The organism is Prosthecobacter sp., assembly GCF_044222565.1.
Taxonomy (GTDB): Bacteria; Verrucomicrobiota; Verrucomicrobiia; order Verrucomicrobiales; family Verrucomicrobiaceae; genus Prosthecobacter.
In genome coordinates this window covers 101,411-121,527 of the sequence record NZ_JBGANA010000008.1, presented here as the reverse complement: position 1 = coordinate 121,527, position 20,117 = coordinate 101,411, and the positions used below count along the sequence as shown (strand labels likewise).

Below are 20,117 nucleotides of genomic sequence, written 5' to 3'. Positions count from 1 at the left end.
ACGGAGACTCAATGCCTGCCGTACCCTGCTTAGCAAGTTCACGGCCAATCTTGATCGAGGCAGGAGAGAAAACGTCATTCCCTGCATGCACGGACGATAAAGAAGCCACTTATGCTGTTGTACTTTTCCAACGGCGATGGCTTGGCATTGTCTCTTCCCCCCTTCCCCTTTTCGAATGTCCTTGCTGAAACAACTGCGTCTTTCCCTGCCCCTGCTTTTCTGGGGAGCCGTGCTGCCATTTCCCGCCCTCGGGGCAACTTTTGTGTGGGATGCCACCACCGGAACCTCGGGAGCGCAGGACGGCTCCGGCACATGGGCGGACGCCAGCGGCAACTGGCTGGATGAAACCAACAGCCTGCAGAATCAACCCTGGACCAATGCGGCGGGGAACATCGCTGCGTTTGGTGCTGGCGGGGCGGGCGCGACAGTCACTGTCTCCAACACAGTCAATGCAGGCGGCCTGATCTTCCGTGCAGTGACCTCAGCCTACACTTTGAACGGGGGGACGATCGCACTCGCGTCCGGCTCCTCGATCACCCTGCAGGACGGGTCCAGCTCCGTCGGCTCGCGTCTGGCGATCAATTCGACGCTGAGCGGCAGCAACATCACGCTGCAAAAGACCGCCGGGGCGTTTGCCCTCGTCACCATCGGCAGCGCGTCCACCCTTTCGGGCACTCTTTCGCTCACCTCGGCGGATGCGAACGGACTGTTTGTGCAGGTGAACAATGTGAACTCGCTGCCTTCCGCCACGCTGACGGGGGTGACGGTGGGCACGAACACAACGCTGGTGCTGGGTGCCAGCGGCAACTGGCAGGTGCCCTTCACGCTAAGCGGCAATGGCGCGAGCGCGCGCGGGGCCATCCGCCTGGAAGTGAACAACGTCACGCTCTCCGGGGCGATCACGCTGGCGGGGAACTCGTCCATCACTCAAAACACCAGCGCGGTCACCTCGATCATCAGCTCGAACATTGGTGAATCCACGGCAGGCAGCACGCTGAGCCTGGGCACGCAGGGCAGCAGTACGGGAACGATCGCGCTGGCGGGAAACAACACCTTCACGGGCGGGCTTTCGATCGATGTGACGAATGTGCGAATCGACAACGCTGGGGCGCTGAACTCCACCACGCCCAACAAGGTGACGTTTACGAACAGCACTGTGGTGAAAAGCCTTTCGCTCAACGGCAACTCGCTGACCATTAGCGGACTGGCCTCCACGGCGGGCGCTGGGTCGGGAACGGTGCGCAATCAAAACGCCACGGCCGCCACGCTGACCATCAGCTCCACGGCGGATGCGGCGTTTGCCGGCATCCTGGCGGATGGCAACGGCGGCGGGGCGCTTTCCGTGATCAAGACGGGAACGTTTGCCCAGAGTCTGAGCGGTGCCAACACCTTCACCGGGGGCCTGACGCTCAACCAGGGAGTGCTGAACGTGAACAACAGCTCGGCCCTGGGCGGCACTGCAAGCACCTTCACCATCAACGGCGGCACCCTGGGCAACAGCAGCGGTGCGGCCATCGCGATCGCCAACAGCAATGCGGTCGTCATCAACGGCGATTTCACCGCCACGCTGAGCAGCGCGCTGGATCTCGGTGCCGGAGCTGTGAACCTGGGCACGGCGGCGGGAACCACGCGCACCCTTAATGTAACCTCAGGCACCCTGACTCTGAGCGGTGGCATCGCGGACGGCGCCACGGCTACGGGAATCACTAAGACGGGGGCGGGCACCCTGGCGCTGAGCGGTACGAGCACCTTTTCCGGACAGGTGACGGTGAGCGCGGGGAATCTGCTGGTGCGCAGCAGTGGTGCGCTGGGTGGCACCGGCAACGGTGTGGTGATGGCCTCCACCGCAGGACACCTGCAGCTGGACAGCAACATCACGGTGACCGGGGAGTCTGTGACCACGCTTTACATCGAAAATGTGTCTGGAAACAACACCTGGGCGGGCCCCGTGCGCGCCACGGTGGGGGCCACGCTGACGCTGGATGCGGTGGCCGGCAGTCTCCTCATCCAGGGAAATGTAAACGCCGCCTCCACCGACAGCACCAGCCACACCTTTATTGTGACGGGATCAGGCACGGGGGAGATCCAGGGCGTGCTGTCCAACACACTCGCGGTCAACAAAACGGGAACGGGCACCTGGGTTTTCAGCGGGGCCAACACCTACACGAGCGCCACCAATGTGAACGTGGGCGTGCTGCAGGTGGGGAAGGCGGGCGTGGGGCAGACGGGGACGGGTGCGGTGTCCGTGGCCGCCAATGCCAGCCTCTCCGGCACCGGCGTGGTGCAGGGCAGCAGCTTCACGCTGAACGCCAGCGCCACGCTGTATGCAGGCGATGGAACAACGGCAGCGAACCACGGGACGCTGACCTTCAGCCCTCTTGCCGCGGCCTCCTACAATCTGGCGGCCGGCTCCAAGATCTCTCTCGACATCACCACGGCCACCCTCAGCGATGGGAGCTTCGGAGGCAATGCGGTGGGCAGCGTGGGCTACAACACCTGGCTCAATTCTGTGGCTGGCGTGGGCGGGCACGACCGTCTGGTCTTCAATGGCAGCAGCGGCACGCTCACCGTCGCCGGCAACATCGTCGTGCTGGCAAGCGGCTACACTCCGCAGGCGGGGGATGTTTTCAATCTGGTGGACTGGTCGGTGCTGCTGACCAAGGATTTCAGCGGTTTCTCCGTGGGCACCAATTACCGCGATGGGAGCAGCGACAATGGCAGCCAGTTTGACCTGCCGGACATCAGCGCCAGCGGTCTGATCTGGGACGTGAGCCAGTTCACCACTTCCGGCAACATCGCCGTGGTGCCCGAACCCGGTCGCGCCAGCCTGCTTTTTCTGGCCCTCGGCGGCCTGATGCTGATGCGGCGGCGCGCCTAGCACAAGAAGACGGGCTTCAAACGTCTGCACAAGAGCGCACCTCCTCCTTGCCTCCCCGTGATTTCGCGGGACTATGGGCGCGCATTTCCCAACCCAACCCCATGTCCAAGAAAACCCCAGCCCCTGCCACGATCCGTCCCATCAAAAAACTGATGGTCGCGAACCGCTCTGAAATCGCCATCCGCGTCATGCGCGCGGCCACAGAGCTGGGGCTGAAAACGGTGGGGATTTATGCGCAGGAGGACCGCTTCTGCCCGCACCGGTTCAAGGCAGACGAGGCGTATGAGCTGAACAAGGACAAGGGACCGCTGGGAGCGTACCTGGACATCGAGGGCATTGTGACGCTGGCGAAGGAGAAGGGCGTGGACGCCATCCACCCGGGGTATGGATTCCTCTCTGAAAATCCGAATTTTGCCCAGGCCTGCGCGGATGCGGGCATCATCTTCATCGGGCCGGAGTCGAAGATCCTGGACATGATGGGTGACAAGACGGCGGCGCGCAATGTGGCGCGCAAGCTGAACGTGCCAATCCTGGAAGGGACGGACGAGCCGGTGAGCGACCGCAAGGAAGCGCTGGCGACGGCGAAAAAGATCGGATTCCCGCTGATCATCAAGGCGGCCTTTGGCGGCGGCGGGCGCGGCATGCGCGTGGTACGTGAGGCGAAGGACCTGGAGAAGCTGCTGGATGAAGCGCAGACGGAGGCGGAGCGCGCGTTTGGCAACGGGGCGGTGTTCCTGGAGCGATTTGTGGGCAAGGCGAAGCACATCGAAGTGCAGATCCTGGCGGACAAGCATGGCAATGTGCTGCACCTGCATGAGCGTGACTGCTCCGTGCAGCGCCGGCACCAGAAGGTGATCGAGCAGGCGCCGAGCTACGGCATCAAGCAGGAGATCATCGACGGGCTGTGCGATGCGGCCGTGAAGCTGGCGGAGGCGGTGAACTACACGCACGCGGGCACGGTTGAGTTCCTGGTGGATCACGAAACAGGCGAATGGTTCTTCATCGAAATGAATCCACGCATTCAGGTGGAGCACACGGTGACGGAGGAGATCACAGGCATCGACATCGTGCGCAGCCAGATCCTGATCGCGCAGGGGCACAAGATGCACGATGAACCGCTGGCGCTGCCGCCGCAGGAAAAGATCGAGAAGAGCGGCTACGCGATCCAATGCCGCATCACGACGGAAGATCCGGAGAACGGCTTCACGCCGGACTTTGGCAAGATTTTGACGTATCGCAGCGCGGGCGGCTTTGGCATCCGCCTGGATGGTGCGCTGGGCGCGACGAACGCGGTGATCACGCCGTATTATGACTCGATGCTGGTGAAGATGACGGTGTATGCGCGCACGTACCAGCAGGCGCTGGACCGCATGGACCGGGGGCTGCGCGAGTTCCGCATCCGCGGGGTGAAAACGAACATCCCCTTCCTCATGAACGTGGTGCACCACCCGGACTTCATGGCGGGACAGGCGACGACGCGCTTCATCGACAACAATCCTGACCTGCTGAAGTTTGTGGCGCGCAAGGACCGTGCCTCGAAGCTGCTGAGCTACCTGGCTGACACGATTGTGAACGGAAACCCGCACGCGAAGGGGCACAAGATTTCCAAGGCTTTTGGAGCGCCGCCGATTCCGACGTACGATCACCGCATTGAGCCTGCGAAAGGAACGAAGCAGCTGCTGACAAACATGGGGCCGGAGAAATTCTGCCGCGACTGGGTGGCGAAGCAGAAGAAGCTGCTGCTGACGGACACGACGATGCGTGATGCTCACCAGTCCCTGCTGGCCACGCGCATGCGCACCTTTGACATGCTGGCTGTGGCTGACAGCGTGGCACGGCGTACGCCGGACCTGTTCTCGCTGGAAATGTGGGGCGGGGCGACGTTTGACGTGACCATGCGCTTCCTGCGCGAAGATCCGTGGGAGCGCCTGCGCAACATCCGCGCGAAGGTGCCGAACATTCTTTTGCAGATGCTTTTCCGCGGCTCGAACGCGGTGGGGTACACGAACTACCCGGACAATGTGGTGAAGGGCTTCATCAAGCATGCCGCGGAGAACGGCATGGACATCTTCCGCATCTTTGACTCGCTCAATTATCTGCCGAACCTGAAGGCGGCGATGGATGCGGTGCGCGAGGACACGAACTCCATCTGCGAAGGCACCCTGTGCTACACCGGCGACATCCTGGACCCGAAGCGCGACAAGTATGACCTGAAGTACTACGTGCGCCTGGCGAAGGAGCTGGAGAAGATGGGCGCGCACATGCTCTGCATCAAAGACATGGCGGGCCTGGTGCGCCCGTTTGCGGCAAAGAAGCTGGTGAAGGCGCTGAAAGACGAGGTGGGCATTCCGATTCATTTCCACACGCATGACACCAGCGGCCTGAACGCCTCCAGCATTCTGGAAGCGGCAACGGCAGGCGTGGATGTGGTGGACGCGGCGATCTCCTCGCTCTCCGGCGGCACTTCGCAGCCAAACCTGAACTCCATCGTGGCGGCGATGCAGCACACGCCGCGTGACACCGGACTGGACACGGAAGCGCTGCAGGAATTCAGCGACTACTGGGCGGCGGTGCGTGCTTTCTACAAGCCGTTTGATACCGCGGAGCCGTATGGCACGGCGGAGGTGTATCTGCATGAAATGCCGGGCGGGCAGTACACGAACCTGAAGGAGCAGGCCATCGGCATGGGCCTGGGGCCACGCTGGCCGGAGATCGCGCATGCGTATGCGGAGGTAAACCAGCTCTGCGGCGACATTGTGAAGGTGACACCATCCAGCAAGGTGGTGGGAGATCTCGCGATCGAGTGCGTGGCGCGTGGTGTGAAGCCGAGCGATGTCTTCAACCTGACGGGTACGAAGTGGAGCAAGGACGTGACCAGCATGTTTGAAGGCTGGCTGGGCGAACCTTTCTACGGCATGGAGACGGCCAAGGCGGCGGATTCACGCAAGAAGTGGAACAAGCTGGCCGACGCGATTGTGGGCAAGGACGGCAAGCGCATCAAGGGCCGCCCCGGCACCCATGCTGCAAAGGTGAACCTGACCGAAGTGCGCGCCGAGCTGAAGGGCAAGCTGAAGAAGGACCCCACTGATGATGATGTGTGGAGCTACCTGATGTATCCGGATGTGTTCCTGAAGTTTGCGGATTTCCGCAAGACGTATGGCGATGTCTCCGCGCTGCCGACGCCGGCGTATTATTACGGGCTGCAGGACAAGGAAGAAATCCACATCAGTCTCGAAGAAGGCAAGACGCTCTTTGTGCGCCTGCTCAACATGACGGAGGCTGACCAGAACGGGCAGCAGACGGCGATCTTTGAACTGAACGGCTACCCGCGCCACACGACGGTGACCAACAAGCTGCTGGCGAAGAATGCCGTCACGAAGACGAAGGCTGACCCTGCGGACTCCACCCAGGTGGGTGCGCCGATGCCAGGGATGGTGGCGAGCATCGCCGTGAGCGTGGGTCAGAAGGTGAAGGAGGGCGAGACGCTGCTGACGCTGGAAGCGATGAAGATGTTTGCAGCCGTGGCGTCGCCGATCGCGGGAACGGTGAAGGAAATTTGTGTGAAAATCAGCGAGAGCGTGGAGAGCAAGGATTTGATGGTGAGGCTGGTGAAGTAGCCGAACGATCAAACCTATGCCCCTCTATACTGACGAGGAACTCAAGCAGCTTCCCGAGTTTGACAACTTGGATGAGGCTCTCAGAGATCCTGGGAAAGTGCTGCGCTTTCAGGCTTACCGCCAGGGAGATGCAGACATTCTGTCCCGAGTACTTGAGTTGAAAAAACTTCAATCGCTGTCCATCTCGCTTTCGAATGTCAGCAAACTACTTCCAGGAATGGCGGATCTGCCGGATCTTCAAAATGTCTATTTGCAAGCCTGTGACATTCGGGCGTTTCCAGAAAGCGTTCTAGAGCTTCACGCCCTTCGCTCTCTATCGATCGGCAACAATTCTCTAGAGGAGTTGCCAAGCGAAATCACGGGCCTCAAAAAATTGGAAAGCCTTTACTTGAGCCAAAACAAACTCTGCCAGATTCCCGACAACATTGGAGATCTCATCCAGCTTAACACCTTGGGATTGAGCTACAATCAAATAGAAGAACTGCCTGAATCCATCGGCAATCTTGATCAACTTGAGTGGCTGTTTCTCGATGTGAATCATTTGAAACAACTGCCTCAGGTCATTGGAAATCTTCGGAAACTGCAAAATCTGACTCTGAATTGCAATCGACTGCGCACTCTACCCGAATCAATTTGCAAACTGGCTCAGCTAAGGAGTCTGGATCTCGAACGTAATCCATTTGAATCTCTTCCGAGTGCATTGTCAGGCATGTCAGGACTTGAACGCCTCTCCATCGAAGCGGGAAAACGAGCCTTGTTCATGAACTGGAACTACGATCCCAGCGCAAAACCTGCCCGGATGGAAGTGTCCTCACTCAAGCTGTTTGTCACCCCAGACAGCGAGGTGTTTCCGCTTCTGAAGAGGATGATCTTTGATGCCGGACTTGCAGGCGTTGAGGAAATCATCATCCGGACCGCACGCGAAGCCATTGAAATCGAGAGCACGGTGCCAGATGACTACTCGCAACTCGGAGTGTCTCGGCTGGGCGGCTTCCCAGATCTGGAGAGACCTGAAACGTTTCCCAAGACCGACGGCCAGCATTGGATTTTCCTGGCACAGTTAGACCTTGCCGAACTCGCTCCGTTTAACAGTTATCTTCCACGTTCAGGCCTGCTCTCGTTCTTTCTCGATTCGACCGAACGTTTGAATGGGAAGGTGCTATTCAGCGAAGGCAAGCCTGATGAGCTGCACACGGTCCGCCACAATGGAGCGGAGGACATGCTAAGTCCGGATGATGATTACAGCCAGAAGCCCCATCGGGTAAGGTTTAAGCGCATCTTCTCACTGCCCCATAATGCTCCGAATGGAATTGAGACTGATGAGGCCTTCGAGCAGTATGAGAACAGCGAACCTCTTCACGAAACGACTTCTCACCAAATCAATGGCTACACATTCACCCAGCACGAATCTCCGCAGGAGCTAGCTGCCAATGAGTTTCGGGGCCAGTCTTCTGAGTGGGTGCCACTGCTCCAATTGGGATGGGATTCCGATGTTGGCTTTTGTTTTTGGGATGCTGGGACGGTGACCTTTTGCATTCATCAGGAAGACCTGCGGAGAGCTGATTTCTCGAGGATTCATGTCAGCCTCGAATCATCTTAAAACGGGTGAAGCCCGCTTCGTCTAGACCTGCTTTTGGAGGAAGAGGTAAGATTCCAAACAGGGGCATCCCAAGCCCAACGGGCTTGCGTCATGCAGCCCAGGAGTGCCGAGCCATAGCGAGCGCTCTCCTGGGTTTCACGTTACTGACCGTCCTCGCGGGATCATGAACCTCAACGAAGTTCCGTCACCGAACGGCCCTGTGGCACCGGAGCAGAGCCAGCGGAAGTGGTTGAGAACGGGTTGTTTGCGTCTGGGTGGCGTCTAAAATGGAGGGCATCTTAGCTCTGCGTTGCTCCCTGCCGACCTCTGACCCACTTCGCCATGCCTGCTAAAAAGTCATCTCTCTCCCACATCTCGAAACCGGCTTCTAGCATTGTCGTTCCCACACAACTGCTAGGTGACGTGCGCACACTTATCACGAGTGCTAGAGAGACCGTCTCACGCGGTGTCAATGCGGCCCTGGTTTTGCTCTACTGGAAGGTCGGTGGGCGCATCCGCCTGGACGTCCTCAAGGAGAAGCGGGCCGGATATGGGGATCGAATTGTGTCGGCATTGGCGACACAATTGGAGTCCGATTTTGGCCGCAGCTTTGCCGAACGAAACCTTCGGCGCATGATTCAGTTTTCGGAGGTCTTTCCAGATCCACAGATTGTGTCGGCACTGACGACACAATTGAACTGGACGCATTTCGTTGACCTCCTCCCTCTCAACAAGCCCCATCAGCGTGACTTCTACGCCGAGATGTGCCGTGTCGAACGCTGGAGCACCCGCACTCTGCGCGAAAAGATCAACGGCATGCTCTACGAGCGCACCGCTCTTTCAAAGAAGCCCGAAAAACTCATCAAAAAGGAGCTCGCTGATCTTCGCAAACAGGATTGCCTCACGCCCGACCTCGTGTTCCGCGATCCCTACCTGCTCGACTTCCTCGGCCTCAAGGACACGTACTCCGAGAAGGACCTCGAATCCGCCATTCTCCGCGATTTGGAATCCTTCCTTGTCGAACTCGGCAGCGACTTCGCCTTCGTCGCCCGGCAGAAACGCATCGTCGTGGATGGCGACGATTTCTACCTCGACCTCCTGTTCTACCACCGCAGTCTGCGGCGGCTCGTCGTCATCGACCTCAAGCTCGGAAAGTTCGCACCTGCCGATGTCGGTCAGATGGAGTTCTACATGCGCTGGCTCAAGAAGCACGAGATGCGCCCCGGCGAAGCAGAGCCCCTTGGCCTCATACTCTGCGCGGAGAAATCCGACGAGCGTATCGAAGTCTTCGAACTCGCCACACGCGGCATCCGAGTCGCCGAATACCTCACCGCACTGCCCCCGAAAAAACTCATGGAGCAAAAACTTCATCGTGCCGTTCAACTTGCCCAACAGCGTCTTGAAACGAACGCACCGGCTGGTAAAAAGGCAGCAGCAGCACCCGCCATAACCCCGAAACCACCGCTTGGCGTCCCCACCCATCAGCAAGGCCAGTTTCTCGCCTTTATCCGCGAATACATGATGCGCAACCATGCGGGAGCCGCCCCAACCCATACCGCTTTTCAGAAGTTTTTCAACCTTACCCCTCCCTCCGTGAACTCGATGCTCACTCGTCTCGAACAGCATGGATTCATTCAGCGTATCCCCGGTCAAGCACGCGCCATCGAACTGACCCTCAGCCCGGAACTTATTCCACCCCTTGAACGTCCCTTCAAGAGATAGCGCCCAGCAGTTTGCGTGGTTGATCCCAAGACTTTTCTGGACACGCTGCTCCAGCCGCCATGACAACCATCTCCGCCTGGCAAGTCCGCGACAGCATCGAAGTCCGGGCTGCACGCGGCCATAAAGGCGGCCTCAGCGAGGTTCTGGCCATGGTGCCGGATGTGCCACCGATGCCGGGGGCTGAGAAGTGAAAGTTAAGCAAGAGGAAAATGGGGCTTATGCGCTCGAACCGGGTGTCTCATGGAGTGGTCTTAGACGCCTGCCAGGTGCCTTTGGAAGAGCCGCCAGTCCTAGCGGCCACGTGCCCAAAGTACTCGCCTGACATTTTACCTTCATTGCACACACCGAGAAGCGTCCCTGAGATGTACTTTTGGAATTCGCTTCGCCCATAGCACAGGTTGATCCGATCCCCGCTGACCTGCCCTTCGATGACACCCCACACTCGCTCCTTTTTGAGTCCCGCCATCGTCTCCTTTGCGCTGTGAATGGTGCCTGAGATGGCATTGCCCGTTTGCTCAAGAGTTAAAGAAATAACCTCTTCGTATCCGGCTCTCGGATCTGTCCATTTGCCAGTCCAAGTTCCGGAAACGTTCACTGTTGCCGGTTTGGTTTTGGAAAACTTAAGCGTTGCGCGATCATAGGGCCGTTCTGGGAGTCGTATGCCCCAGGAAGCCAGGATCAAACATGCCACGAAACCCAAGGCATAAGCGACGCGGCGGATGCCATGACTTAACAAATCCGCCCGTGAAGCAAAAACGGTCCAGCCAGCCACCCGGGACATTGACCAAATCGCAACTACCAGCATCGGAAGGGACACAAAGAGAAGGCTGCCATAACCCAGGAGCCAATTGCACAGATACATCAAGAGATCCGAACCAATCATGGGAACGAGAATCGTGATGGGAATGCCAGCCAAACGAAGGAGCCAGATTTTCGCTGTTGGATTCATGGGGCCATGTTGCCCCAACGAGAGCAACCACAGCAATTCTTTTGTGAATCTGTCCATCCAAGACCCAACAGGTTTTCGTCATGCAGCCCGGCAACTAGTTTCTGCTGAGAGGCATGGTGTTGGCCAGAGATGCCGGCTATTGATCTCCTCAATCGCAGCTTCAAGACTATCAATGTCATGATTTGTGAAGGGTGAGGCAGAGGTGGAGGTCATGAATGACTTTATCTCACTCACTCTTCAGGCGGCGGGCGTGGTGCTGGCCGCGGATTTTACGGCGGGGCTGGTGCATTGGATTGAGGATGCTTACATCCGCGATGACACGCCGTGGCTGGGGCGGTGGATCGGAAGGCCGAACATGGTGCATCATCATCTGCCGCGGCGCATGACGCGGAACACGTGGTGGGAGAGCAACATGGAGCTGCTGATGGCGATGGGGGCGCTGGTGATCGGCGCGGCGCTGCTGGGCTGCCTGACTTGGCATGTGTGGCTGTTTGCGCTGGTGGGCGGAAATGCGAACGAGGTGCACAAGTGGTCCCACCGCACGAGGCGGGAAAACGGGCGGGTGATCTCGTGGCTGCAGGATGTGCGGATTTTGCAGACGCCGCAGCACCATGCGGTGCACCACACGAATCCGAAGGAGGTGAACTACTGCCCGGTGACGAATGCTCTGAATCCCGTGCTGGATGCGCTGCATTTCTGGGAGGGACTGGAGTGGCTGCTGGCGCATACGGTGGGGCTGAAGCGGCAGCCGGACAGCTCGGTGCCGGGACAGGGGATTCCGCCGGCGTGGATCGCGGAGATGCGAAGGGCGGGGTGAGCGGACGCAAGGATGGCCGCTGGAGCAGCACTCGGAGAGTGCGGACCACATCGCGGTGGGTGCGCGGGGGCTTTATTGGACTGTGGTGATTTTGGCTGAGAGGCCGGGCTGCATGGGGATGACATCCCCTGCCCTCTTTCCCATGAGCTTCTGGCCCAGGGCTGAGGCGGGGGTGATGACAACGACTTCCCTGCCTTCGTGCACGACCTCGGTGCCGCCGGCGAAGGGGCCGAGGAAATAGTGAGCCACTTCACCGGGCAGGGACAATCCCACCAATGCGCCGAGAGTGACGGCGGCACCGGGTTCCAATTCATTTCCAGAGAGAGCGCCGAAAGCCTGGACAGCCTGCTGCAACTCCGCCACACGCTGGGCCTGACCGCGGGCGACGTAGGAAGCCTCCAAGGTGCGGGTGTCGTATTTGTTTTCCGCTTTGCTGTCGGGGTCCGTGGCGGCGGCAAAGGCGCCCTGCGCGGCGCGGGTGAGAGCGGCGAGTTCGGCAGTAAGCACGGAGAGGATCTGAGCGAGGACGGCGGATTTGTTCACAAGAAGAGGAGGTGAGCCGTGCGATGTTTCGGGGGCGGGATCAAGGGTGAAAAAAATCGGGTATTGACCCTGGAGGGCGATTTCCGGTAAAATCCCTCCCATGAAAACGCACCGGCAATCTGTTCAGGGCGCATTCACCCTGATCGAAATACTCATTACGATCACAATCGTGGCGATTCTCGCCAGCCTCACGGTAGCAGGGATCAGCCATGCCATGACCACGGCCAACAATCTGAAAGTACGGACGGTGGTGATGGAACTCAAAAACGGAATCGAGAGCTATTACACGGATTACAATCGCTATCCTGTGAGCTCCAATTTCGCAGGGGCGAATGGCGAGGACGGGCCAGAGCTGCTGACGGATGGAAGCAGTCCTGTGGTGGATGCTCTGATGGGCATTCCGCCGGCCTCCAGCGGCACTCCGGATCTGAATCCGAAGCGCACGCCATTTGCCAACTTCGTTCCGGCAAACGGGGACCGCCATGGGCTGGTGGGCACGGCGCGGCCCTACAAGCTCAATGACATGTATGGCAGGCCCTACCACATCCTGCTGGACACGAATGGTGACAATCAGGTAAAGAACCCGGACGCAGCCAACACCGACCCCAAGATCTCGCAGAATCAGGCGGCGCATCTGGTGATGAAGGTGGCTGTGTACAGCAGCGGGAAGGATCAAACTCCGCTGACCAGCGATGACATCACCTCCTGGCGGCCGAAATGACCTGGCGGGCTACTTTGACGCCGCCTTGAAAACTTCGGGGTGGTCCAGCAGCATTTTCTTCACGCGAGCCACCTGCACCGCAGGGCAGTCTGGCGGGATCCAGGAGGCTTGCTCGATGGCATCGCGCCCGCCGATAGTGCCTGCGATGACGTAGGCGCCGAGAAGGGTGCCAAGCGTGGCTGGGTGGGTGCCATCGATGTCATACAGCGGCAGCGCAGGATAGAGATCGTGCACGAGCCACCAGAAGTCTCCCACAGGGCTGATGAGAATTTGCGCGCCTGGGTTTTTTTGCAGCGCTGTATTGACGGCATTCACATTGGCGAGGTGGATGCGGGCATGGGCCTCCTCGGGATTGTTTCCGGTGAGGAGCGCATCGGCAGACTTTTCCTTCCACAATTTTTCATGCCGTGCCCAAACTTGAAAATCGATGATGAGCATCTGCGGATTCACTTCGCGCGCGGCGGCAACGAGTTTGGAAAGGCCGGTGTTCATGAGTTGGGCCACGTCAGGTTTGTAGGCGGCGACGGCCGAAACCAGGCTCTGTTCCTGGACGACGAGGACGTCCCAGGGCTGGCCGTCGTCAGCGCCTTTTTTGAGGAGATCAAGAGCCGTCTGATCCGCGGCGTGCTGTTCCAATTTGAAACTGCCGCGCAGATAGCTGCTGATGTGCGGTGCGAGCAATTTGGATGACAGCAGCAACTCGCCCACCATGGACGGGAGCTGATTATGGGCGGTGTAGCTGTTGCCGAGAAAGAGGATGCGGACGTGGGGAGCACCCGAAGCGGAAGGTTCAGCGCCGAGGCTGCATGCTGTGCAGGCCACGAGCAGGATGGCAATCCGGACCCATGAGAGTGGCGGGTTCATCATTTGGAAATCATTTCAGCGCCGGATCTGCCGCGCCATCGGCTTTGCGATACAAACTGGTGGGGATGAGCATCTGCGCGGGGAGATCCTCGCCTTTGGAATGACGCATGAAGGCACGCACCACCTCGATGCCCATCTTGTCCGGGAACTGGATGGGATCGGCGTAGATCTTGCCGTCTTTGATGGCCTGCTTGCCCTCGGGCTGACCGTCGAAACCGATGATCATGACCTTGTCTGCCTTGCCGGCTTTTTCCAAGGCGCCGCGCGCGCCGAGTGCGCCAGGATCATTGATGGCGAAGATGCCCACGAGATCTGGCTGGGCTTGGAGCATGTCCTCAGTGGCCTTGTAGCCTTTGTCATTCGCGCCGCCGCAGTCGAGCTCGCTGACGATTTCGATTTTTTGTGATGCTGTGGCGTTGTGGGCGGCGAGCACTTCCTTGAAGCCTTTGACGCGGAGGATGCAGGACTCGACCTGCTTCATGTCCAGCACGCCGATCTTGCCCCCCTGCCCTTTCAGCGCTTCGATCATGGCGTGGGCCGCCATCTTGCCGCCGCCGAAGTTATCTGTGGCGACCTGGGTGACGATCTTCACACCGGGCTCGTTGCAAGGAATGTCCACCGTGAAAACGGGGATGCCTGCGGCGTTGGCTTCCTGGATGACTGGAACGATGCCTTTGGAGTCTGCCGGGCTCAGCACGATGGCGGCTGCCTTTTTCACGATGAAGTCCTTCATCTGATTGCTCTGGCGCGCCACGTCTCCGTCCGCGCTGACGACCAGCGCTTCATAGCCGTGTTTGGCGGCCTCGGCAGCGATGTTGTCGCCGATGACTTTGAAGAAGGGATTTTGGAGGGTGAGCAGAGAGACACCGATGGTGACTTTGGAGGCGGAGGCGGGTTTGTCGGAGGTCTTGCCGCAGGCGGCGATGAGGAGGGTGCAGGTGAGAAGGAAGCGGCGGAGATTCATCGCTCGCATGGTAGCACAGAGAGGTGCGGGGAAGGCAAGTCTGGAGATGGGAGTTATTGCTCAGGGAAGCGTTCCTGCATCGCGCAAATCGCATTTCTCAGTTCGTCAATTCCCTCCGTTCCTGCAACGAAGTGCCCGACCACTGAACGAAACTGTGCGGCCAAATTTGGATCGTCCGGGGCCATCTGGGCCAGGATGGGCTCTATCATTTGCCGTACGATGGCAACGAAAGTGTTACCATTAAAAAAGCAAAATGGTGCCAGGCAATGACACTCATATGCAACGAACAGCGCTCGCTCCAAGGTCAACTCCTGGCCGCGAAGAGTTTCCCAAAGACTTCGGGCAGGTTCGTAGCCATCCGAGGTGGGCTTGTGCAAAACGTTTTGGTGCTGGCAAAGCGCGGCATTCAGACGCTCCACCATCTCCCATGGGAATGGATCAAGCCAGTTTCGTTTCCACACGGTGATTGGAATATTTAGCTGCCAGCTCCGCTGCGTCCTGCTTCAAGCCATCGACTCCCCGGCTTTTGAGATGTCCAACACCCGTTGTTTTGAGCCTAGGTTCCGCGACAAAACGATCCTGGATTGCCAGCGCATCTGCCAGCAATTCTTGAAACATATCCGTCTTGCCATGCGACACGGTGACATCGGAATTCATGAATCATTAATAGCCTAAAATCGGTGATTTGCCAGACTATTCCGTGGGGTAACGAAGGAACCCCTTTCGCCTCGCCTCAAACGCCAGCGCTTCCTCTTCCCAAGTCGCCACGACTTTTTTGTATGATTCGCCTGCACGGATGAGCTTCACGCTTTTGTCGCGATTGAGGAGTGTGTTGACGAGGTCGAGCTTGAACTCTTTTGGATAGAGACGCTGCAGGGTGCAGGCGAAGGCGATGCCTGCCTCCACGGGATGCAATGCAGCGCGATACGTGACAGCCATGCGCACGCCGCCGCAGGCTTCGCCTTTGAATACGCTGGCAGTGGGTGTGAAGCGGATAGGAGTGAACTGGATGCCGGGGAGGCCGAGTTTGTTGAGTTCATGGGCGAGGCGAAGGTCGTCTATGTAAGGTGCGCCGAGAACTTCAAAGGGGGTGTCGGTGCCGCGGCCGACGCTGATGCTGAACTCAAGCAGGCCGATGCCGGGATAGAGAAGCGCGGCGTTCAAGGAGCGCATGTTGGGCGAGGGATTGATCCATGGGAGACCGGTTTGATCGAAGAGCATTTGGCGCTGCCAGCCTTCGACGGGGATGATTTTCAGATCGCAACCCATGCCGCGCTCGGCGTTCATCATGGCGGCGAGTTCGCCGGCGGTCATGCCGTGGCGCAGGGGAATGGCGTGGGTGGCGGTGGGTTTTTCGGCATCGACGACGGCAGGGCCTTCGATGGCGAGGCCGCCGATGGGATTGACGCGATCCAGCACGTAGAAGGATTTGTGTGCCTTTGCCGCGGCCTCCATGCAGAGGCGCATGGTGCCGATGTAGGTGTAGAAGCGGCAGCCGATGTCCTGGATGTCGAAGACGAGGGCGTCGATGTCGGCGAGTTGCTCTGCGGTGGGCGCGCGGTGTTCGCCGAAGAGGCTGAGGACGGGGAGGCCGGTTTTTTTGTCGGTAGAGTTGCTGATTTTTTCCTGGTCGAGTTCGCCGCGGATGCCGTGCTCGGGGCTGAAGAGTTTTTTGAGTTTTACCTCGGGAGCGTTGGCGAGGAGATCGATGGTGCTGTGGCGCTGGGCATCGATGCCGGTTTGATTGGTGATGAGGCCGATGCGCTTGCCGCGCAAATCGGAGAACTTGCGACGGGCGAGGACGTCGATGCCATTGAGCACGGTGGGCACTTCTTTTTCATCGCGTGGCCAGGGCGGGCCGCTGGTAGGTATGAGTGTGGTGCAATGAGCGGCGGCGGTGCCGATGTCTTCATAGAGATCGCGCACGCTGCCTTTGCCATTGGGATGCAGGCGGGAACTCATGAGGATGACGAAGGTCTGCGATGGTGGATCGATCCACAAACTGGTGCCGGTGAAGCCGGTGTGGCCGAAGGAGCCGATGGGGAATGTTTTTCCACGCGGGCGGCTGAAGGCGGAGTCGATGTCCCAGCCGAGGCCGCGACGCTCAAAGACGGTGGCGACGGTTTGGGGCGTGGTCATCAGCTTCAAGGTGTCCGGATTCAATATGCCTGCACCGCCCTGAAGATAGATGCGCGCGTATTTAGCAAGATCGCCAGCGGTGGTGAAGAGTCCGGCGTGGCCGGTGACGCCGCCCATTTTGCGTGAGGTGGGATCATGCACGACGCCGCGCAGCATGGTGCCGTTTTCATCTTTTTCAGTGGGGGCGATGCGCGGCTTCCAATCGTCGGGCGGAAGGAAGCGGGTGGAGTCCATGTGCAGGGGCTCGAAGACATGCTTCGTGGCGAACTCATTGAGCTTCATGCCGCTGACGCGCTGAACGATTTCGCCGAGGAGGATGAAGTTGATGTCTGAGTAGCGGAAGAAGCGATCAGGCGGGCCGTCGGCCTCAGAAGCGACGGCGCGTGCGATGCCAGTGGCGTAGCCGGTCCACTCCGGTTCTTTGGGGATGCCGGGTTTGAGGCCGGAGGTGTGGGTGAGCAGATGGCGGACGGTGATGCCGGGGCGAAACTCGGGAATGTAGCGGCGCACTTCCGCCTCGAGCTCGATTTTGCCCTGCTCCATGAGGATGAGGATGCAGGGCAGCGTGGCGACGACTTTGGTGAGAGAAGCGGCATCGAAGATGGTGTCTTCGGTCATGGCCTCTTTGGCTGGTGTGAGCGAGCGCTGGCCTTCGACGAGGGTAAGTTTTTTTCCTCCGCTTTCAAACCACAGCACGGCACCGGGCGGGTTGCCTTTGGCAACGGCCTTGCTCACAACGGTGCGAAGCGGGTCAAACTCGTCCGCATGTGCGAACGAGCAGAGGAGCAGAAAGATGAGCAGGCGCGGCATGGTGATTCGCATCCTGCCAGAAACGCGGTGCGAGTGCCTATTTCTTTTTCTTCTTCGCGGCAGGTTTGCCCGCCTGCGGACTCTGAAAGATGGGAGCGATGGTGCCTCTCTCCCAATCGGCGATGGCGGCGACGAGGTCTTTGACGACCTCGGGCTTTTCAGCGGCGAGGTTTTTGGATTCGCCGATATCGGCGGAGAGATCGTACAACTCGGGCTCCGCTTTGCCGAGGCGGACGAGCTTCATGCTGCCACGGCGTACGGCGTTGTTGCCGCCGGGGCCGCCGGTGCGCCAGAAGAGAGTTTCGTGGGGAGCGGCGGTTTTTTCGCTGGTGAGGAACGGCAGGAGGTTCACGCCATCGAGATTTTTTGGCGTGAGGTCTGCGGAGTCTGCAGCGGCCAGTGTGGTGGGCAGAAAGTCGAGGGCGATGACGGGCTGCTCGTACTTGCCGGGCTTGATTTTGGCGGGCCAGCTGACGAGGAAGGGCACGCGCATGCCGCCTTCATAAACCATGCCCTTGGCGCCACGCAGAGGGGAGTTGTTGGTGAAGTTCGAACCGTTTTTTGCCTGCAGATTGGGCCCGCCATTGTCGCTGACGAAAAAGATGAGGGTGTTGTCGCGCTGCTTGGTGGTCTCCACCTGCGTGAGGACCGCGCCGATGGCCTCGTCCATGGCAGAAACCATGGCGGCGTAGGTTTGGCGGCTTTTGTCTGGGATCTGCGAATACTTATCGAGCCACTTCTGCGGGGCCTGGAGCGGCGTGTGCGGAGCATTGAAGGCGAGGTAGAGCATCCAGGGCTTGGCCTCGCCAGCGTGACGACTGATGAATGACGAAGCCTCCTCGCCGAACTGCTCGGTGAGGTACTTGGTCTGCGCCTCGTCCTTGCCGTTGCGGTTCAGCGGGATGTTGTATTCCGCGCCGCCACGGGTGTCCGGAAAGTACATGTGGCCGCCGCCGAGAGCGCCGAAGTATTCGTCGAAGCCGCGCTTGTTGGGGTGGAACTGCGGATGTGCGCCGAGGTGCCACTTGCCAACGGCACCGGTGGTGTAGCCGGCTTTTTGCATGAGCTGCGGGTAGGTCGTCTCCGTGAGGGGCAGACCAGCCACGGTGTCCTGCGGCAGCCATGCGGGATTGTTTTCATGACCAAAGCGGTGCTGGTAGCGACCCGTCATGATACCGGCGCGCGTGGGGCTGCAGAAGGGGTGCGAGACGTAGCCATTGGTGCAGAGGAGACTCTGTGCGGCGAGCTTGTCGAGATTGGGCGTGGTGATCTCCTTGGAGCCCTGAAAGCCGACATCATTGTAGCCAAGATCGTCCGCGATGATGAGCAGGACGTTGGGTTTGGCGACGAGGGCCGGGGACGCGAGAAGCAGGGAGGCTAGGAGAAGAAGCGGACGCATGATGATGAGGCGAAAACGTCCATTTGCGGTTCTTGTTTCACTTCCGGCTTGCATCGCCCGGAGAAATCCGGCATGCCCATGGCATGAAGCCCAAACTGCCGCTCATCCTTCTCCTGCCTCTTTTCCTGACCCAGTGTGGTGATGAGGCCAAGAAACCTGTGGATACACCCAAGCCGGCGGTTGAAAAGCAGGCGGCGGAAAAGTCGGTGGCGGAAAAGCAGGCGATGGAAAAGCCTGGGGTGGCGGCGGCTCCTGCTGACGCCAAGCCAGAGCCTGCGTCGGCTCCCACCACAGCCGCGCCTGCACCCGCCAAGGATGCACCGAAGAAGGTGTACTGGACGGAGCAGATGATGCACACGGAGATCAAGTTCCACAACCCGACCTACATGGGAGAGGGGCAGTTCAACATCGAAGGTGGAAACGTAGTGGCGCTGAGCCTGAAGGGGGCGAAGATCGAAAACGCGAAGTTTCTCGAACACATCGAGCCCGTGGTGCTGGACCTGAGCGAAACGCCGGTCAGCGACCTGCGGCCGCTGCAGGGAAAGAAGCTGGTGGAGCTGTACCTCGAGGACACAAAGGTGCGGGACCTTTCCCCGCTGCGTGGCATGCCTCTGGAAAAGCTGTACCTGACTCGTACACCGGTGGAAAACCTGGCGGCGCTGGAAAACATGCCGCTGAAGGAGCTGAATGCGCTTGGCTGCCCGATCGGAGATCTTTCGGGGATAGCCAAATGCCCTATCGAGATGCTGTGGCTGACGAACTGCCCGGTGGAGGACATCCGGCCGCTGAAAACGGTGCCGCTGATCAGCCTGACTCTGCAGGGCACGCGGGTGAAGGATCTGACGCCACTTTCAGGCACGAACCTTCAGCGGCTGCACATCGCCGAGACGCCGGTGACAGATCTGTCACCGCTGAAGGGCATGAAGCTCACGCGGCTGGTCTTCACACCGGCGAACATTACGGCAGGGATCGATGCGGCGAAGGCGCTGCCACTGGAGAAAATCGGCACGCGATTTGACGACGGAGGAAATGATCTGATGTCTCCGAGCGATTTCTGGCCTGCGTATGACGCGGCGGTGAAGGCTGCTGGAAAATGACGGAAATTTATCTTGTCC

16 protein-coding genes and 1 pseudogene are annotated in these 20,117 nt (G+C 59.4%); 9 read left to right on the top strand and 8 right to left on the bottom strand.

The annotated features are described in order from the left end of the window. The first annotated feature begins 175 nt into the window (after positions 1-175). From ACILSR_RS13665 to ACILSR_RS13640, 6 genes and pseudogenes are all read left to right on the top strand, one after another. A complete protein-coding gene (locus ACILSR_RS13665) occupies positions 176-2,878 on the top strand; it encodes a beta strand repeat-containing protein (protein WP_395750338.1) in 2,703 nt (900 codons plus the stop codon). A 101-nt stretch (positions 2,879-2,979) separates the two neighbouring features. Continuing rightward, positions 2,980-6,495 (top strand): pyruvate carboxylase, encoded by a 3,516-nt coding sequence (locus ACILSR_RS13660; RefSeq protein ID WP_395750337.1) that lies wholly within the window; start codon positions 2,980-2,982, stop codon positions 6,493-6,495. A gap of 16 nt (positions 6,496-6,511) precedes the next feature. Continuing rightward, on the top strand, positions 6,512-8,095 hold the full coding sequence (locus tag ACILSR_RS13655; RefSeq protein ID WP_395750336.1) for a DUF1963 domain-containing protein: 1,584 nt from the start codon (positions 6,512-6,514) through the stop codon (positions 8,093-8,095). A 321-nt stretch (positions 8,096-8,416) separates the two neighbouring features. Beyond that, positions 8,417-9,487: pseudogene (locus ACILSR_RS13650) on the top strand (YhcG family protein); the annotation flags it as partial. A gap of 33 nt (positions 9,488-9,520) precedes the next feature. Beyond that, positions 9,521-9,796, top strand: a complete 276-nt coding sequence (locus tag ACILSR_RS13645) for a LexA family protein (RefSeq protein ID WP_395750518.1) — start codon at positions 9,521-9,523, stop codon at positions 9,794-9,796. A gap of 59 nt (positions 9,797-9,855) precedes the next feature. Beyond that, positions 9,856-9,987 (top strand): hypothetical protein, encoded by a 132-nt coding sequence (locus ACILSR_RS13640; RefSeq protein ID WP_395750335.1) that lies wholly within the window; start codon positions 9,856-9,858, stop codon positions 9,985-9,987. Positions 9,988-10,034: 47 nt separating this feature from the next. Here the strand turns inward: ACILSR_RS13640 and ACILSR_RS13635 are convergent, their stop codons facing one another. Beyond that, positions 10,035-10,745, bottom strand: a complete 711-nt coding sequence (locus tag ACILSR_RS13635) for a hypothetical protein (protein WP_395750334.1) — start codon at positions 10,743-10,745, stop codon at positions 10,035-10,037. A 211-nt stretch (positions 10,746-10,956) separates the two neighbouring features. Between ACILSR_RS13635 and ACILSR_RS13630 the strand changes: the two genes are divergently transcribed. After that, the gene (locus ACILSR_RS13630; protein WP_395750333.1) at positions 10,957-11,562 is read left to right on the top strand and encodes a fatty acid desaturase CarF family protein; all 606 of its coding nucleotides are present in this window, start codon (positions 10,957-10,959) and stop codon (positions 11,560-11,562) included. Between the two features lie 72 nt (positions 11,563-11,634). Here the strand turns inward: ACILSR_RS13630 and ACILSR_RS13625 are convergent, their stop codons facing one another. Further along, on the bottom strand, positions 11,635-12,105 hold the full coding sequence (locus ACILSR_RS13625; RefSeq protein WP_395750332.1) for a transcription elongation factor GreAB: 471 nt from the start codon (positions 12,103-12,105) through the stop codon (positions 11,635-11,637). 100 nt (positions 12,106-12,205) lie between these two features. On the opposite strand from ACILSR_RS13625, the gene ACILSR_RS13620 reads away from it, so the two are divergent. Next, positions 12,206-12,826 (top strand): prepilin-type N-terminal cleavage/methylation domain-containing protein, encoded by a 621-nt coding sequence (locus ACILSR_RS13620; RefSeq protein ID WP_395750331.1) that lies wholly within the window; start codon positions 12,206-12,208, stop codon positions 12,824-12,826. Positions 12,827-12,835: 9 nt separating this feature from the next. Here the strand turns inward: ACILSR_RS13620 and ACILSR_RS13615 are convergent, their stop codons facing one another. From ACILSR_RS13615 to ACILSR_RS13590, 6 genes are read right to left on the bottom strand one after another with little or no spacing between them, the layout of a single operon-like run. After that, positions 12,836-13,693 (bottom strand): hypothetical protein, encoded by an 858-nt coding sequence (locus ACILSR_RS13615; protein WP_395750330.1) that lies wholly within the window; start codon positions 13,691-13,693, stop codon positions 12,836-12,838. A gap of 7 nt (positions 13,694-13,700) precedes the next feature. Then, the gene (locus ACILSR_RS13610; RefSeq protein ID WP_395750329.1) at positions 13,701-14,654 is read right to left on the bottom strand and encodes a substrate-binding domain-containing protein; all 954 of its coding nucleotides are present in this window, start codon (positions 14,652-14,654) and stop codon (positions 13,701-13,703) included. 53 nt (positions 14,655-14,707) lie between these two features. Continuing rightward, a complete protein-coding gene (locus ACILSR_RS13605) occupies positions 14,708-15,115 on the bottom strand; it encodes a hypothetical protein (RefSeq protein ID WP_395750328.1) in 408 nt (135 codons plus the stop codon). Next, positions 15,093-15,311, bottom strand: coding sequence for a hypothetical protein (locus tag ACILSR_RS13600; RefSeq protein ID WP_395750327.1), 219 nt, complete (start codon positions 15,309-15,311; stop codon positions 15,093-15,095). Before ACILSR_RS13600 ends, ACILSR_RS13605 begins: the two co-directional genes overlap by 23 nt. Before the next feature lie 36 nt (positions 15,312-15,347). Then, entirely contained in the window at positions 15,348-17,603 is a 2,256-nt protein-coding gene (locus ACILSR_RS13595) for an exo-beta-N-acetylmuramidase NamZ domain-containing protein (protein ID WP_395750326.1), read from the bottom strand. Between the two features lie 37 nt (positions 17,604-17,640). Continuing rightward, complete coding sequence (locus ACILSR_RS13590) at positions 17,641-19,002, bottom strand: sulfatase (protein ID WP_395750325.1); 1,362 nt, start codon at positions 19,000-19,002, stop codon at positions 17,641-17,643. 83 nt (positions 19,003-19,085) lie between these two features. On the opposite strand from ACILSR_RS13590, the gene ACILSR_RS13585 reads away from it, so the two are divergent. Further along, positions 19,086-20,099: a leucine-rich repeat domain-containing protein gene (locus ACILSR_RS13585; RefSeq protein WP_395750324.1), complete on the top strand. Its 1,014-nt coding sequence runs from the start codon at positions 19,086-19,088 to the stop codon at positions 20,097-20,099. Positions 20,100-20,117: the final 18 nt, after the last annotated feature.

Coding starts and splice junctions, on each gene's coding strand:
- ACILSR_RS13595 (WP_395750326.1), bottom strand. CDS start 17,603: ATGCCGCGCCTGCTCATCTTTCTGCTCCTCTGCTCGTTCGCACATGCG.
- ACILSR_RS13665 (WP_395750338.1), top strand. CDS start 176: ATGTCCTTGCTGAAACAACTGCGTCTTTCCCTGCCCCTGCTTTTCTGG.
- ACILSR_RS13615 (WP_395750330.1), bottom strand. CDS start 13,693: ATGATGAACCCGCCACTCTCATGGGTCCGGATTGCCATCCTGCTCGTG.
- ACILSR_RS13635 (WP_395750334.1), bottom strand. CDS start 10,745: ATGAATCCAACAGCGAAAATCTGGCTCCTTCGTTTGGCTGGCATTCCC.
- ACILSR_RS13590 (WP_395750325.1), bottom strand. CDS start 19,002: ATGCGTCCGCTTCTTCTCCTAGCCTCCCTGCTTCTCGCGTCCCCGGCC.
- ACILSR_RS13640 (WP_395750335.1), top strand. CDS start 9,856: ATGACAACCATCTCCGCCTGGCAAGTCCGCGACAGCATCGAAGTCCGG.
- ACILSR_RS13630 (WP_395750333.1), top strand. CDS start 10,957: ATGAATGACTTTATCTCACTCACTCTTCAGGCGGCGGGCGTGGTGCTG.
- ACILSR_RS13655 (WP_395750336.1), top strand. CDS start 6,512: ATGCCCCTCTATACTGACGAGGAACTCAAGCAGCTTCCCGAGTTTGAC.
- ACILSR_RS13610 (WP_395750329.1), bottom strand. CDS start 14,654: ATGAATCTCCGCCGCTTCCTTCTCACCTGCACCCTCCTCATCGCCGCC.
- ACILSR_RS13585 (WP_395750324.1), top strand. CDS start 19,086: ATGAAGCCCAAACTGCCGCTCATCCTTCTCCTGCCTCTTTTCCTGACC.
- ACILSR_RS13620 (WP_395750331.1), top strand. CDS start 12,206: ATGAAAACGCACCGGCAATCTGTTCAGGGCGCATTCACCCTGATCGAA.
- ACILSR_RS13660 (WP_395750337.1), top strand. CDS start 2,980: ATGTCCAAGAAAACCCCAGCCCCTGCCACGATCCGTCCCATCAAAAAA.
- ACILSR_RS13600 (WP_395750327.1), bottom strand. CDS start 15,311: ATGAATTCCGATGTCACCGTGTCGCATGGCAAGACGGATATGTTTCAA.